Below are 14,328 nucleotides of genomic sequence, written 5' to 3' on the forward strand. Positions count from 1 at the left end.
ACACTAGCTCAGTTGGTAGAGCGCAACCTTGCCAAGGTTGAGGTCACGAGTTCGAACCTCGTGTGTCGCTCCAAATTATTCAGATATGGCCATGGCGGTATCTCGATGCCAAGTGCATCAACTTAAAACCAGCGACAGCTGGTTTTTTTGTATCTGAAGACTGATAAATTCATACCATCTCTTTTTCATTACCTGTGAGCTTAGCAACCCCATCTCTGTCACGAGTTTCTGATATTAAGTGTGACCTGATGTTTCGCACCTCAGCCAATTTCAGTTTACAATACGGGCTTCCAAAGGATTTGACGAAGACGCATGAGAAATACCGACGATTACATCATTTTTTATCACTTGATCGAGCAAGGTTCATTCAGTGCTGCCGCGAGACATATGTCACTGACTAAATCGGTCGTCAGTAAACGCATTGCCAAGCTTGAACAAGAGCTTGGTGTACAGCTTCTCTACCGAACAACGCGAACGCTAACGTTGACTGAAGCAGGACGAGCGTTTTTTACTCATGCAAAAGCGGTTTATCAAGCGGTGGCAACGGCGGAAGAATCCATTGTGGGTTTAGGTAAAAACTTATCTGGAAACATTAAAATTTCGGTGCCTACTATCTCTGGTGAATTAATTCTTCCTCAAGTGATTAATGAATTTAATCAGAAATACCCAGACATCAATATCGATATGGATCTAGATAATCGTTTCGTCGATATCGTGAATGAACGTTTTGATTTGGCAATTAGAACGGGTGTGTTGCCAGATTCTAGTCTGATTGCAAGAAAGCTGGTGGATGCGAATTGGATCATTTGCGCGTCACCCCAATACCTAGCTAAACATGGCATACCTAAACAACCTCAAGCCTTGGCTAAACACAATTGTTTAGTCTATTCCTACCAAGAAACCGGAGCGCATGAGTGGGCGTTTAAAGATGGAGACGAGGTATATCAAATCACCGTCGACGGTAACCTCTGTACCAACAATTCTTCTGTATTGAGAAATGTGGCGCTATTAGGGCAGGGAATCATCTATGTACCGCGTGTCTTGGTTTATGAAGACTTAAAGCAAGGCAGTCTGATTCAGTTATTTAAAGACGAAACCGCCAAATGTTTGGGTATTTATGCGGTGTATCCTTACACTCGTCAGCAACCAGAAAAAATTAAGATCTTTATCGATCATCTATACTCAAGCTTTCAAAGTCAAAACCATCGATTTTAAGCCAATAACTCAACACCGATCGTTATATTGGTGTTGAGCTTATGTTTCCATCTTCATTTCTAAGAATCCTCTTAAATTTAGGGGCTTACGCTTCTCCTCGTTTTCTTCACTAATATTGATAACAAGATACCCCGCACAACTGTTAACAAATGGTTTTGCTATTGTTTCTTTTAAGAAACGGTCTGTTTCTTACATTAAATTTCTCAAATGTAAAAGATAAGTGACAGAAAAATAAAGAATTATTTTGTTTGTTGTTTATTGATTACGTATTGTTCGTCCGCCTGACATAGACGCAGAGAAATGGACTGCTTATAGTGGCTCAAACGCCATGCCTGCCGCTAAGCGGTGTTGTGAGCGAAGTACAATAACTAGAGATACGGATATGAAACAAAAGCAGCTGATTGAAGAATTTAAAGCCATCGTTGGGGAAGAAAATGTTCTAACCGACGAGGTTAAAACGAAATATTACCGCTCGGGGTTTCGTTCGGGTAGTGGTAATGCGCTTGCTATCGTGTTTCCTAACACTCTTCTGGAACAATGGAAGATTATTAAACAGTGTGTTGAAGCAAACTGCATCATTATCATGCAGGCGGCTAAAACAGGTTTAACAGAGGGCTCGGCTCCGAGTGGTAATGATTATGATCGCGATGTGGTTGTGATCAATATTACCAAAATCAAGAAGATTCACTTATTAGATGGCGGTAAGCAGGCGGTTTGCTTGCCTGGTGCGAGCTTACACTCTTTGGAGAAAGAGTTGAAGGCAGTGAACCGAGCACCGCATTCTATCATCGGCTCTTCATCGCTAGGTGCCACTGTGGTCGGTGGTATCGCCAATAACTCAGGTGGTGCGCTAGTTAAGCGTGGTCCTGCTTATACGGAACTGGCGATCTATGCGCAGGTGGATAAGCAAGGCCAGTTACATTTGGTGAACCACCTTGGTATTGAAGGATTAGGTGAAACGCCAGAAGAAATTCTAACAAACCTGCAAGAAGGGAACTTTGACCCAGCGAAGATCATTCATGATGAGCGAATGGCGTCAGACAAAGAATACGATGAACGTGTTCGAGACGTGACTTCTGACATTCCTTCTCGCTTTAATGCCGATGAACGCCGATTATTTGAAGCCAGTGGCTGCGCTGGTAAGTTGGGGGTTTTTGCCGTTCGGGTTGACAGCTACCCAGTCCCAGAAAAAGAGCAGGTTTTTTACCTTGGCACCAATGACCCTGCGAAACTAACGAAGTTGCGAAAAGACTTCTTATCTACGTTTGATAACTTGCCTGAGATGGGAGAATACTTGCATCGAGATATCTTCAACATGGCAGAGAAGTACGGCAAGGATGTGTTCTTATCCATCGACTTGTTAGGCACAGATAAGCTGCCAAAAATGTTCGCACTTAAAGCTAAGGTAGAAAACTTCTTAGAGCGCATCCCGTTTGTCAGTAAATATCTGCCAGACACCATTTTGTACTACGCGAGCAAGTTGTTCCCACAACACTTACCAGAGCGAATGCTGGATTTCCGTGACAAGTATGAGCATCACCTGGTATTGAAAATGAGTGATGGTGGTATTGCTGAGGCGCAAAAATACCTCAAAGAAGTTTGGGCTGTTGAAGACGACTGTGATTTCTTCGAGTGTACGCCGGAAGAGGGTAAAAAAGCTTATTTACATCGCTTTGCAGCAGCAGGTGCAGCAATTCGTTACGAGACGATTCACCGAAAAGACGTAGAAGACATCGTTGCACTTGATATTGCTTTGCGACGTAATGATGAAGAGTGGCTAGAAACTTTGCCTGAAGAGGTAAGTAAGAACCTTGTTCAAGCGCTCTATTATGGTCACTTTATGTGTTACGTCTTCCATCAAGATTACATTTTCAAAAAAGGGACTGACACGAAGTTGATGAAAAAGATGATGCTAGAGCACCTCAATAGCCGTGGTGCCAAATACCCAGCAGAACATAACGTGGGTCACTTGTATGAAGCCGAAAACTCGTTGCAGAAGTTTTACCACGAATTAGACCCAACCAATACCTTTAACCCTGGTATTGGTAAAATGGACAAATATAAGCGCAATTGTAACTGCTGTGCGTAATGTGCTGTCTCACCATGATTAATAATCGTTGTTCATCGTTAAAATGATGAGCATAAGATAAGCCCTGATGACACTTGTGGCATCAGGGCTTTGTGTTTTGGGTCTTTTATTGATGACTGGTATCGGCGTTGAAACAGCGACTAAAGAGCACGTACTGCGGCGGCGGCGATGATGCCTGCTGCAATTGCGGGTAGAGGCTTTTTCACGATGAACATGACAACGGCAGTAGAAAACAGTGCTGCTCTAGCACCGTTATCACCCTCTACTGCTAGCGGAGCTAAAAGCGCAACCAATACAGAGCCTGACATCGCAGTAATGAAACGTTGAACCCGTTCGCTAATTGGAATGAATGACATAACATACACTCCGCCCCAGCGGGTTATGAGCGTGACTAACGCCATAGCGATGATGATAAGCAGTGTGCCACCTATGGTTGTTTCGATGTTCATGCTTTCTTCTCCTTCCAACAAGCACCCAAGACTCCGCCAGTAATGGCGCCAACCACTACGTGGCTATTCTCTGGCAAATACCAATACGCCAACATAGAAGATGCCGCTGCTATGGCCCAAATCGCAAAGATTCTTAAGTCTTTCGGCCCGGCTACCACCATAGACAGCAGGAAGCACCCCATAACCATATCGAGCCCTAGCGCTACCGGATCTTTGATTGCGCTACCAAAATAAATGCCGAACCAGGTGCCAACAATCCAAAAAGACCACATCGCTAAGCCGCCACCAACAAGCAAGCCAAAGCCTGGTTCTTTTCTACCAAATGCATTGAGTGCCATTGCCCAGTTAGCGTCTGATGCTACCAGCATGACACCGTAACGTTTTGTTGGTGGGAGTTGTCGTAACCATGGATAAAGTGTGGCTCCCATCAAGAGGTGACGAGCATTAATCGCAAATACAGTAATAAGTACTGGAATGAAAGGGACTTCCGCTCCCCACATTTCTAACGTGGCAAATTGTGAAGCACCGGCGAAGACCAGTGTGCTCATCAACATAGTGGGAAATACATCTAGTCCAGTCTGTACCGCAGCAACACCGAAAGCGAGGCCAAATATGACCACGAACATAGAGAGGGGTAAAAGTTGGGTGAAGCCGTTCCAGACGTCAAGCCGATTAAATTCGTGCAACTCAGTGGAGGAGCGTTGAAGATGTTGAGTATTTTCTGTCATAGAGATACCTAGCTAGCAGGCAAAGGGGCAGTGCCATACGAGTGTGTTTGTTATTCTTTTGTAAACTTCATGTTTAACATCAATTGGAGGGGCTTTCAAACTCTAAGTGCTATATAAAATTGAGCCATCCAAGCGGCTTTAAGAAACAGAGTGTAGAGAGTCGCGCTTGGTAGTGCTAAAGGAGAATAAAACAACAGAAATAGTAAGCTCTGTTTAATTGATAACATCACGAGCTAGTACAGATTAGTAAATAAGAAAGAAAGCGAGCAAGAGGCTCGCTTTTTCGCTCTGTTACGAATAACTGAATAGGTTTATTTTACGTAGACACGAGGGTTCGCGCTTCCCCAAACCGTGTATAGTTCAGGGAAGATGACTTCTGCGTGTTTTTCCATCTCAGCAGCTGAAATCGTTTTGCCTTGTTGGGAGCCAAACAAAACAACTTCAGAACCAGGCTCAACATCTTTGATACCTGTAACATCTACCATTGTGGTGTTCATTGAAGCAACGCCCGCAACTTTTGCACGTTGGCCATTGATCAGAACTTCTGCCGTATTCCCCATTTTTCGTGGATAACCATCAGAGTAACCAACAGGAATGTTCGCCATTAAGCTTTCTTTGCTTGTTGTGTAGCTGCTGTCGTAACCGACTGTGCTATTTTTTGGCAGGTGGTGAACGGATGCCACGCGTGTTTTGAAAGACACGATAGAAGGGTACTCAGGGTTAGTTGGTAAGTCTCCGTATAAAACGCCACCAGGACGAACCATATCAAGCTGCGCCTCAGGAACATTAAGCGCGGTGTAAGAGTTTGCTACGTGCAGTAAAATGTTGTCGCGTTTTAGATTCGCTTCTTTAATCAGCCATGCAGAACTGTCTTTGAATGAAGCTAACTTTTGGCGCACGTCGTCTGCATTGTAGTTAGGGAAATGAGTCATGATACCAACAATATTAACGCCAGCTTGTTGAGCGATTTCTAGCGCTTCTTTCTTGCCCGCTTCTGTCGTCATATCAACACCATTACGTCCCATACCACCGTCGTTCAGAGCAAGGTGAACTTTGATTTCTTTACCAGCTTTCTCGGCTAGTTTAGACAGTGCTTTAGCTTGCTCTGCTGTGCCTATCAACTCTTCGACATTTAGGTCGATTGCGGCTTCAATCTCGCCAATATCCGCTGAGCGTACACGCATAAGTTGGCCTTTAAAGCCACTGTCGCGAACAGTTTGTGCTTCGGCGTTACTTGCAACGGCAACGCAAGGAATTTGTTGCTCGATAATAGTCGGCATCAGGCCTGCGATACCATTGCCGTATGCGTCGGCTTTCATCACGGCGCAGATTTTCGTTTTGCCATCCATGTGCGATTTAAACTGCTCAATATTATCGCGGAACTGACCTAAGTTTATTTCTAGCCAAGCGTTAGCACCTTGAACTTGCTCTGCTTTTGCTGCTGTATTGCTAATTTGAAGAGGAGCAGCAGTAGCTTGCATTACAGGAACCGCGATTGCAGCAGCGATAGTCAGTGATAGTAAGGTTTTATTTAAGCGCATAAAGTCTCCGTATGCGTTTTTTGTATTGGTTATGTTATTGAGTACTTGGGGAAAGTACCTGACGAAGTAAAACGCTCCAAGTGGTGCTTTGGAGCGTTTGTTAAGATAATGATTTAATATATACCTAAATATACCTCAGTGATGACATTCTATTTAAGCAAATCGGGATTGATTTGGTATCTACTAAGGTATCCACTGAGTTTAACTCAGTTTAAAGCGGCTCATTACATCTTTAAGAGAAATGGATAGCTGGCTTAGTTCGCGGCACGCCTGTGCGGTTTGCTCCGAACCTTGAGAGACCTCTTGAGATGCCAAATGTATGTTTTCAATGCTGCGGTTAAGCTCTTCCGCAACAGAGTCTTGCTGGTTACAAGCCGTGGCGATTTGGGTACCCATGTCTGAGATGTCCGAAATCGAATGCTCAATGTCGCTCATCAGCTGTTTTGATTGAATGCCTTGTTCTGCACATTCTGAGATGCTGGTTCTAGAAAGTTCAGTGGCTGATTTTGCGTCTTTTGCAAGTGATTGTAGCTGCTCAATGATCGAAGTGATTTCACTCGTTGAATCTTGCGTACGGCCGGCAAGAGTTCGAACTTCGTCTGCAACGACGGCAAAGCCACGACCAGACTCACCAGCACGCGCCGCTTCAATGGCTGCATTAAGTGCAAGTAGGTTGGTTTGATCGGCAATGTCGCGGATAACATCCACTATAACGTTAATTTTATTCGATTGCTGTTCAAGCTCTGCTACGGTATCGCCTGCAGCGCCAATTACGTTTGAAACTTCTTGAATCGCGTCAACCATACCTTGGGTTTCACGAACACCGTGTTGTGTGCGGCGGTTTGCTTCGTTAGCTTGGTTCGCTGAGTCTTCAGTGTTACGAGCAACATCGGCTACGGCCGCTTTCATTTCTGTCATTGCTGTTGCGATGTGCGTAATTTGCAGCTGTTGATCTTTCATACCAGACGCAGAAATATCGGAGATTTGGTTCATCTCTTCGACAGCGCTGCTTAACTGAGTAACTGCAGCAATCACGTTATCGATAACTTGGCGTAAGTCATCTTGCATCTTAGTGGTCGCGTCTGCCAGTTCACCAAGCTCGTCATTGCCGATTGCTTTACGGTCAATGTCACTTGATAGATCACCTGTCGCGATGGCATTTGCTTGCTCAACAACAAGTTTAAGTGGGCCACAAATTAGGCGAGTCAGCACGTATGTCATGCCTACCATGATCAGTAGAATAATCACGTTACTTGCAATTGAAGAATTACTCAATCCATTTACAGAGGACAGGATATGAGTTTTGTTGCTGTCCATAGCTTCTTTAAGGAGACGGATTAGTTCGCCTAACTCTGAGTCAACCGCTTCGAAAGCAGACAAAGAGTTCGCCAAAATAGGGTGGGCCTTGCTTTTGTCGTTAGCTAGCATCGCTTCATTGTACTGGTCCATAGTAACCAAGTACTTTTTCCACTGACGCATAAGACGCTGGTAAGTTTGCTGCTCTTCGCCAGGCCAGATAGTTTCACCGTAAGCGTTGAGCTCTCTAGTGATCTTTTCGCGTTCTCTAATATTGTTAGAAATTTTAGTTTTGACTTGGTCTGCGTCTTCATAAGTGTACGCAGCAAATTGAGCTCGGCGCCAGCGAGACAAGTGATCTCGAATCGAATCGACCCTTTCCATTGCAGGAAGCGTATCGTCGGTATAGTTTAAAAGCTCAGATTTGATGCTTTTGAGCTCTGTAGATAAAAATACGCCAAATGCAATGTTGACGATGGCAATGAGTAAAAACGATAGCGATATCTTTTTCGCTATAGAAAGATTCTTGATAGACATTAGTGATATACCTTGTTTTTCTTATGTTGTGTCGCCAAAGTAAACCACATCCTTATATGTGATATATGTCCATTAAATTACTGCAACTCGTGTAACGTACCATTATTTATTGATATTTTCGATAATGAATTGAGCTTTATTTGAAAATAAAAAAAGTCAATGATTTTATAAAGGTACGACCACATTCGATATAAAGTTATCGGTAACAAAATATGATGTTCTGTACGCAGTCGTGCCAAGAGTAGGGAATCAAATTGTTACAGATGTTACAGCGGTGAAAAGATCAGCGTTCATAGCTGATAGTCGCGTGTTTACCTCGAAGCAGTGTCGGGCACTAGTATGCGTATGACTTTATAGCTAATGAAAGGGAACGGGTGCTTATTGGTCTAATTGAATGCCAAATATACTAGGCAGATCGCTTTTTAAGCACTTAAATCAAAAAGATAAAATTTATTGTTGACCAGATAAATTAATCCGTTAAAGTACGCCTCGTTCTCACGGCAAAGGTCGCTGAGACAGATGGTGTCTAACCCATCGCATGATTGCGTTGCCCTGGTGGTGGAATTGGTAGACACAAGGGATTTAAAATCCCTCGGCGTTCGCGCTGTGCCGGTTCAAGTCCGGCCCGGGGCACCATCAAAATCTTTGGTGACAGAGATAAAAAATCAGAAAGGCGCCTTGGCAGAGTGGCTATGCAGCGGATTGCAAATCCGTGGACCTCGGTTCGACTCCGGGAGGCGCCTCCACTATTTCGAAAGCCAGTCTTAAATGACTGGCTTTTTTCGTTTTTAGTCCGCCTTTTCGTAACCCTTCGCGCTTTCCTAAAGTCTCCCATGTTTTGATCACCATTCAATATTTTTAATGCGCTAATCATTGATTTTATAAATGTTAGACAACTCAATAATTGTATAGTGTGATTGGTGATAGTTTCTCTTCGATTGTAATCCGAACTTTTTGTATTACAGGCAGCAACCTAGCTAGCGTCATAGTTAGTATCGCTTGGTGCGTATATGCAGAAAGGAGGATTCTAGTCCTTAACGTGAGAGAAAAATAATGAAAACATTCAACCTTAAACCTACACTTTTACCCTTAACTTTGCTGCTCAGTTCGCCTGTAATGGCGGCACAAAATGGCACCATGATGCAGTATTTCCATTGGTATGTGCCAAATGACGGTGCACTCTGGACACAAGTTGAAAACAACGCGTCGGCACTATCTGATAACGGCTTTACTGCGTTATGGTTACCACCCGCCTATAAAGGTGCTGGTGGTAGCAACGACGTCGGTTATGGCGTTTATGATATGTACGATTTGGGAGAGTTTGATCAAAAAGGTTCGGTGCGCACCAAGTATGGCACCAAAGATCAGTACCTAAGCGCCATCAATGCTGCCCATAAAAACAATATCCAGATTTATGGCGATGTGGTGTTCAACCATCGCGGTGGTGCGGATGGAAAGTCTTGGGTTGATACCAAGCGAGTAGATTGGAACAACCGAAATATTGAACTTGGTGATAAATGGATTGAAGCGTGGGTAGAGTTTGATTTCCCTGGGCGCAACGACAAGTACTCAAACTTTCATTGGACGTGGTACCACTTTGATGGCGTGGATTGGGACGATGCTGGCGAAGAAAAAGCTATCTTCAAATTCAAAGGTGAGGGTAAGGCATGGGATTGGGAAGTTAGCTCGGAAAAAGGCAACTACGATTACCTTATGTACGCTGATCTAGACATGGATCACCCTGAAGTGAAGCAAGAGCTGAAAGACTGGGGCGAGTGGTATATCAACATGACGGGTGTGGATGGGTTTAGAATGGACGCGGTGAAGCACATCAAATATCAATACCTGCAAGAATGGATTGATCACCTACGTTGGAAAACAGGGAAAGAACTATTCACGGTCGGAGAGTACTGGAACTACGATGTTAATCAGTTGCATAACTTTATCACCAAAACTTCTGGCAGCATGTCTCTATTCGACGCACCGTTACATATGAACTTCTACAATGCGTCTAAATCGGGTGGTAGCTACGATATGCGTCAAATCATGGATGGTACGCTGATGAAGGACAATTCAGTCAAAGCGGTAACCTTAGTAGAAAACCATGACACTCAACCTTTGCAGGCTTTGGAGTCGACGGTTGATTGGTGGTTTAAGCCGCTCGCTTACGCGTTTATCTTATTGCGTGAAGAAGGCTATCCATCCGTGTTTTATGCAGATTACTACGGCGCGCAGTACAGTGATAAAGGGCATGACATCAATATGGTCAAAGTGCCTTACATTGAAGAGCTAGTAACACTGCGTAAAGATTATGCGTATGGCAAACAACATTCTTATCTCGACCACTGGGACGTAATTGGTTGGACTCGAGAAGGTGATGCAAAGCATCCACATTCAATGGCCGTGATCATGAGTGATGGACCTGGCGGCTCGAAGTGGATGTATACGGGTAAACCAAGTGCTCGCTACGTAGACAAGTTGGGTCTCCGAACTGAAGAAGTTTGGACTGATGCGAATGGTTGGGCTGAGTTCCCAGTAAACGGCGGATCTGTCTCGGTTTGGGTTGGCGTTGAATAATCCATTCCTGTGATTTTGATACAGAGTAGGCAATTCTTGATAAAACTCTTCAATGAATCAATGTGTTATTTGATATTCATTCGACAAATGAGTAACTTATAGTTGAGCATAATCTAGAGGAAGATAAAGAATGGAATCTATTGCTGATGTATTGGTTGTGGCTATTGTGTTCGGTGCCATATTTGGGGGCGGGATAATAAAGTTAATCTTGAACCATCGTAAAGAAGTAAGAGCGTTGGAGATATCTGAACGTAATACGATGAGCCGAGAAGAACAAGATAACCTTAACAAGCAAATTGGTGACTTGAAGCGACGTGTTGAAGTGTTAGAGCGAATTGTCACAGATAACAAATATCAACTTGAAAAAGAAATCGCCTCTCTGTAGATCACCACTTAATCGTAAAGCCGGCGAAGTCCGGCTTTTTGGTGTCTGTACGTCATACCTTTCGGATGTTTAACTCAGCGTTCATCAAAAAAGTCTTTGTCGCGAATGTATTTACTCATAAAGTGATAAGAGAACGGTCGCATTAACCAACTAAATAAGGAGCGCCCAAGCCGTATGAGCGTTGGGGTGTTCTCGTATATTCTCCCGTTATATAACCATAGCATTTTGCCTACATGCCAATACAAAAAAGGTACGGGCGGCATAAAGGTCACGATGTCGATGTCGCAACAAATCCTGTATGTTTTGTGCCCCAAACGGTAGCGTTTCTTAAACGTCCAATCTCCGACAGCGGGCTGTCCGAAAGTGACCACGCGTTTAATGCTTTTGGGGTATTTTTTCTCAATATAGTCAGCAAAAACACTGCCAATCGCGCCACCTGAAGAGTGGCCAGTAATAGTGATTCTTTTTCCCCTGAGAATAAGTGGTACAACGATACCTTCGAGGCGTTCGATCACGGTCAACCCTAACCGATCTTCATTCCGGCTCGGTAAACTTTCTTGGAACAACAGATGATAGAAACCCGCGTGAATGCGATAGTTTAGTCCCAACCTTCGACAGCTTCTCGTCCACATCGCGAAGTTCAACAACCAATCACTGATACTGTGTGAGCCTTTAATCACTACGACCACTTCACTCTGTTTTTTACTCCAGAGCACGCGAATCATAATCTTACCGTGTTCATTTCTAATGACTCGTTGCCCATTAGGATCGAATCCATATTGAGTTTGTCTGAAGACGCGAGGGTAGGCGAGATTACAAAGCACCGCATAGCGCTCGTATTGGTATCGTTTTAATGGTTTCACGTTATCTTTCTTAATGGAGCCCAACGATTGACTGTAATTAATGAATATTAAGAATACGTGAACCTTGATTTAGGGTCGGTAGAGATTTTGTGTATTGGAATCGCGAATGAAAGACTCAAACTGGCTTAAATGCGTCAAGATGGTTTGGCGAGAGAGTTCATGATGTTCGCTAAGCACGTTAATTAGCTTTTTCAAAGCCTTACGATCTTGTTTATTGAGATTTGCTGTTTCTTTGAGTTGTGCGAAAAATTCAATTTGACTTGAAGTGTCGTTAAAGTCACCGAGCTTGTCTTGCAATAGTTTTAGTTGTTTCACGTTGTTTTTGTGCTGTTGGGAAGGATAGAGCGTGGAAAATCCTTCTAACAAATAACGAAGCGCTTTGCACTTTATCCGCATCGAATGAATCACGCTGTCACGACTTTTGTCCGAGATTTTGCGTCGTGCTTTATCAACTTTTTTAAATTGAACGGAGATTTTTTGGCTTGCGAAAAGTAACGCAGGTACGTTGCTATCCACTGGTTCGTGTTGCGTACTTCGCAACATACTATTCCTGATCAAAGTGCAGTGCGTTGTGTATTCTTGTGTATCTAGCCAACGCGTAACTTTTGCTTGTTCGTAAGCACGTTCAGATTCTATAAAGCAAAAAAGTTGCTCAAGAGACGATTTGTGATTTGGGAGCATTTCAATGTATTGGTTTTTGTCCAAGATAAATACGTCCAAATCACGCAGCTTATTTGTTTTCTTCATCATTATTCTTAAATGAGGTTTCAAAATACGCTGTTCAAAAGGAGGGATCAGTTCGCGAAGTAGTGAGCATAGTGAGCGTATGCGCCTCAGTGTGACGCGATATTGGTGTGTATATTCAGGATCCAAGTCGTCGATGACTCCCTGCTCCAGAGAGCGTGCATAATCAAATTCAGTAAGGAAGAAGTGGGGCACTACGAAGTCGAGTTCGGAGTCGGCATGTAAGGGTAAGTGAAATGATGGTTTTCGAAACATGATGAGCGCTATTTTGTTCTCTGAAATACACGTTAAGTTTATACCCATACTGTTAACTTGCGCGATTTGTTGGCTCTTCATTGATATAAAATGAGAAGGTTAAAAGGCACGAAAGCAAAGCGTATTGATGATCAAATAAGCAAAATGATCGCCCTTTGTTCGTTAGAGTCGTCTTTTTAACCATTTGAATAAAAAAGACTAATTTTTTGTTGACCAGATAAATTAATCCGTTAAAGTACGCCTCGTTCTCACGGCAAAGGTCGCGAGATAGATGGTGTCTAACCCATCGCATGATTGCGTTGCCCTGGTGGTGGAATTGGTAGACACAAGGGATTTAAAATCCCTCGGCGTTCGCGCTGTGCCGGTTCAAGTCCGGCCCGGGGCACCATCAAAATCTTTGGTGACAGAGATAAAAAATCAGAAAGGCGCCTTGGCAGAGTGGCTATGCAGCGGATTGCAAATCCGTGGACCTCGGTTCGACTCCGGGAGGCGCCTCCATTCTTTTACTTGTCCATGAGTTCCGATAGTAACCTGTAGGATCTCAACTTCTCAGATTGTTCAAACACCATCGTGTTTACCATAATTTCATCTGCCCCAGTGCGTTCCAAAAGTTTCTCAATTTTCTGTCTTACATATGTTTGATCACCATGGATAGATTCACGTAATTGAGTTTCAACGTGAAGCTTTTCCTGTGCTGACCATAGTGGTGCCATACTTTTCACTGGTGCGCGAAGTTTTTCGCGATTGCCGCGAATCATTTTTAAGAATTTTTGCTTCTCTGTTGTCGCGAGAAAATCTGCATGTGACTGAGTATCCGCTACGATAACGTTGGCACAAATCATCACATAGGGTTGAGCTAAATGCTCGGATGGGACAAACTCATCTCGATAAAAGTTTAGAGCACGAGACATTGCATCTGGAGCAAAGTGTGCAGCAAATGCGAAAGGTAAGCCTCTCTTAGCTGCTAAACGTGCGCTGTATGTACTCGACCCCAGAAGCCAAATCGGCAGAGATGTGTTGTTACCTGGATAAGCCGCGACTGGTTGATTTCGAGATACGGGACCAAGAAAGAAATTAAGTTCCTCCAACAGCTCTTCAAAGTCAGGATCCATATGCTCTGGTTCCCGCCTTAATGCATGCATTGTTTGGTAGTCGGTGCCTGGTGCGCGTCCTAATCCGAGGTCAATACGACCAGGGTATAATGCCTCTAACGTTCCGAATTGCTCTGCAATAACTAGTGGTGCATGGTTAGGTAACATGATTCCACCTGATCCTAAACGGATCGAGTTCGTGTGCGCTCCAATATGACTGAGTAATACACTGGTTGCGGCACTGGCGATGTCGGGCATGTTATGGTGTTCAGCCATCCAAAACCGATGATAGCCCCAGGACTCGATTGATTGAGCTAATTCAACGGAGCGTTCGAACGTTTCGGTGAAGTTTGTTCCGTCGGACACGGGTGCCAAATCCAGAACAGATAAACGAGGAAAAGACATAGGATAGTTATAGCCTGTTAATGAATCTTAACTATCATATGGTGGTGAAAGTTGACGTTTAAAAGGGGAGGATTAACCATTCACAATGGATTATTTTTCTTCAATGCCTGGAGAGCGTTTAGCTTATGAGTTTAGCTTTTGCTATGTGATAAA

11 protein-coding genes and 4 tRNA genes are annotated in these 14,328 nt (G+C 43.7%); 8 read left to right on the top strand and 7 right to left on the bottom strand.

Going from position 1 to position 14,328, the window contains the following annotated elements; genetic code table 11:
* Nucleotides 1-312 precede the first annotated feature (312 nt).
* Together R7P36_RS17285 and dld are read left to right on the top strand one after the other, a co-directional pair.
* Nucleotides 313-1,215, top strand: a complete 903-nt coding sequence (locus R7P36_RS17285; protein WP_047101034.1) for a LysR family transcriptional regulator — start codon at nt 313-315, stop codon at nt 1,213-1,215.
* A 382-nt stretch (nt 1,216-1,597) separates the two neighbouring features.
* Nucleotides 1,598-3,304 carry a D-lactate dehydrogenase gene (dld, locus tag R7P36_RS17290; protein ID WP_213895316.1) on the top strand — a complete coding sequence of 569 codons (1,707 nt, stop codon included), beginning with the start codon at nt 1,598-1,600 and terminating at the stop codon, nt 3,302-3,304.
* Between the two features lie 140 nt (nt 3,305-3,444).
* Here dld and R7P36_RS17295 read toward each other — a convergent pair whose 3' ends face one another.
* From R7P36_RS17295 to R7P36_RS17310, 4 genes are all read right to left on the bottom strand, one after another.
* Nucleotides 3,445-3,753 (bottom strand): AzlD family protein, encoded by a 309-nt coding sequence (locus tag R7P36_RS17295; protein WP_005375985.1) that lies wholly within the window; start codon nt 3,751-3,753, stop codon nt 3,445-3,447.
* Nucleotides 3,750-4,481, bottom strand: a complete 732-nt coding sequence (locus tag R7P36_RS17300) for an AzlC family ABC transporter permease (RefSeq protein ID WP_213895317.1) — start codon at nt 4,479-4,481, stop codon at nt 3,750-3,752. The genes R7P36_RS17295 and R7P36_RS17300 overlap by 4 nt, the downstream gene beginning before the upstream one ends.
* A 311-nt stretch (nt 4,482-4,792) precedes the next feature.
* Nucleotides 4,793-6,022: an alanine racemase gene (gene alr / locus R7P36_RS17305; protein WP_033907027.1), complete on the bottom strand. Its 1,230-nt coding sequence runs from the start codon at nt 6,020-6,022 to the stop codon at nt 4,793-4,795.
* Nucleotides 6,023-6,223: 201 nt separating this feature from the next.
* Nucleotides 6,224-7,855 carry a methyl-accepting chemotaxis protein gene (locus R7P36_RS17310; protein ID WP_005375988.1) on the bottom strand — a complete coding sequence of 544 codons (1,632 nt, stop codon included), beginning with the start codon at nt 7,853-7,855 and terminating at the stop codon, nt 6,224-6,226.
* 549 nt (nt 7,856-8,404) lie between these two features.
* Between R7P36_RS17310 and R7P36_RS17315 the strand changes: the two genes are divergently transcribed.
* The 4 genes from R7P36_RS17315 (at nt 8,405) to R7P36_RS17330 (ending at nt 10,817) form a co-directional block, all read left to right on the top strand.
* Nucleotides 8,405-8,491: transfer RNA gene (locus R7P36_RS17315), tRNA-Leu, on the top strand.
* Nucleotides 8,492-8,527: 36 nt separating this feature from the next.
* Nucleotides 8,528-8,601: transfer RNA gene (locus R7P36_RS17320), tRNA-Cys, on the top strand.
* Nucleotides 8,602-8,908: 307 nt separating this feature from the next.
* Complete coding sequence (gene amyS / locus R7P36_RS17325) at nt 8,909-10,432, top strand: alpha-amylase (RefSeq protein ID WP_053303665.1); 1,524 nt, start codon at nt 8,909-8,911, stop codon at nt 10,430-10,432.
* A 130-nt stretch (nt 10,433-10,562) separates the two neighbouring features.
* The gene (locus R7P36_RS17330; RefSeq protein ID WP_005375990.1) at nt 10,563-10,817 is read left to right on the top strand and encodes a hypothetical protein; all 255 of its coding nucleotides are present in this window, start codon (nt 10,563-10,565) and stop codon (nt 10,815-10,817) included.
* A gap of 74 nt (nt 10,818-10,891) precedes the next feature.
* On the opposite strand, the gene R7P36_RS17335 is transcribed toward R7P36_RS17330, so the two are convergent.
* Entirely contained in the window at nt 10,892-11,680 is a 789-nt protein-coding gene (locus R7P36_RS17335; RefSeq protein ID WP_005375991.1) for a lipase family protein, read from the bottom strand.
* Between the two features lie 69 nt (nt 11,681-11,749).
* Nucleotides 11,750-12,679 carry a CHAD domain-containing protein gene (locus R7P36_RS17340; RefSeq protein ID WP_021707732.1) on the bottom strand — a complete coding sequence of 310 codons (930 nt, stop codon included), beginning with the start codon at nt 12,677-12,679 and terminating at the stop codon, nt 11,750-11,752.
* Nucleotides 12,680-12,980: 301 nt separating this feature from the next.
* On the opposite strand from R7P36_RS17340, the gene R7P36_RS17345 reads away from it, so the two are divergent.
* Nucleotides 12,981-13,067: transfer RNA gene (locus tag R7P36_RS17345), tRNA-Leu, on the top strand.
* Nucleotides 13,068-13,103: 36 nt separating this feature from the next.
* Nucleotides 13,104-13,177: transfer RNA gene (locus R7P36_RS17350), tRNA-Cys, on the top strand.
* 5 nt (nt 13,178-13,182) lie between these two features.
* Here the strand turns inward: R7P36_RS17350 and R7P36_RS17355 are convergent.
* Nucleotides 13,183-14,175, bottom strand: coding sequence for an LLM class flavin-dependent oxidoreductase (locus tag R7P36_RS17355; protein WP_005376038.1), 993 nt, complete (start codon nt 14,173-14,175; stop codon nt 13,183-13,185).
* Nucleotides 14,176-14,328 lie beyond the last annotated feature (153 nt).

It is taken from the genome of Vibrio sp. 397, assembly GCF_033339395.1.
GTDB classification, from domain to species: domain Bacteria; phylum Pseudomonadota; class Gammaproteobacteria; order Enterobacterales; family Vibrionaceae; genus Vibrio; species Vibrio alginolyticus.

Bases quoted from the DNA above. Each gene is read 5' to 3' on its own strand.
- amyS (WP_053303665.1), top strand. From the start codon at position 8,909: ATGAAAACATTCAACCTTAAACCTACACTTTTACCCTTAACTTTGCTG.
- R7P36_RS17310 (WP_005375988.1), bottom strand. From the start codon at position 7,855: ATGTCTATCAAGAATCTTTCTATAGCGAAAAAGATATCGCTATCGTTT.
- R7P36_RS17285 (WP_047101034.1), top strand. From the start codon at position 313: ATGAGAAATACCGACGATTACATCATTTTTTATCACTTGATCGAGCAA.
- R7P36_RS17330 (WP_005375990.1), top strand. From the start codon at position 10,563: ATGGAATCTATTGCTGATGTATTGGTTGTGGCTATTGTGTTCGGTGCC.
- dld (WP_213895316.1), top strand. From the start codon at position 1,598: ATGAAACAAAAGCAGCTGATTGAAGAATTTAAAGCCATCGTTGGGGAA.
- R7P36_RS17300 (WP_213895317.1), bottom strand. From the start codon at position 4,481: ATGACAGAAAATACTCAACATCTTCAACGCTCCTCCACTGAGTTGCAC.
- R7P36_RS17295 (WP_005375985.1), bottom strand. From the start codon at position 3,753: ATGAACATCGAAACAACCATAGGTGGCACACTGCTTATCATCATCGCT.
- R7P36_RS17355 (WP_005376038.1), bottom strand. From the start codon at position 14,175: ATGTCTTTTCCTCGTTTATCTGTTCTGGATTTGGCACCCGTGTCCGAC.
- R7P36_RS17340 (WP_021707732.1), bottom strand. From the start codon at position 12,679: ATGTTTCGAAAACCATCATTTCACTTACCCTTACATGCCGACTCCGAA.
- alr (WP_033907027.1), bottom strand. From the start codon at position 6,022: ATGCGCTTAAATAAAACCTTACTATCACTGACTATCGCTGCTGCAATC.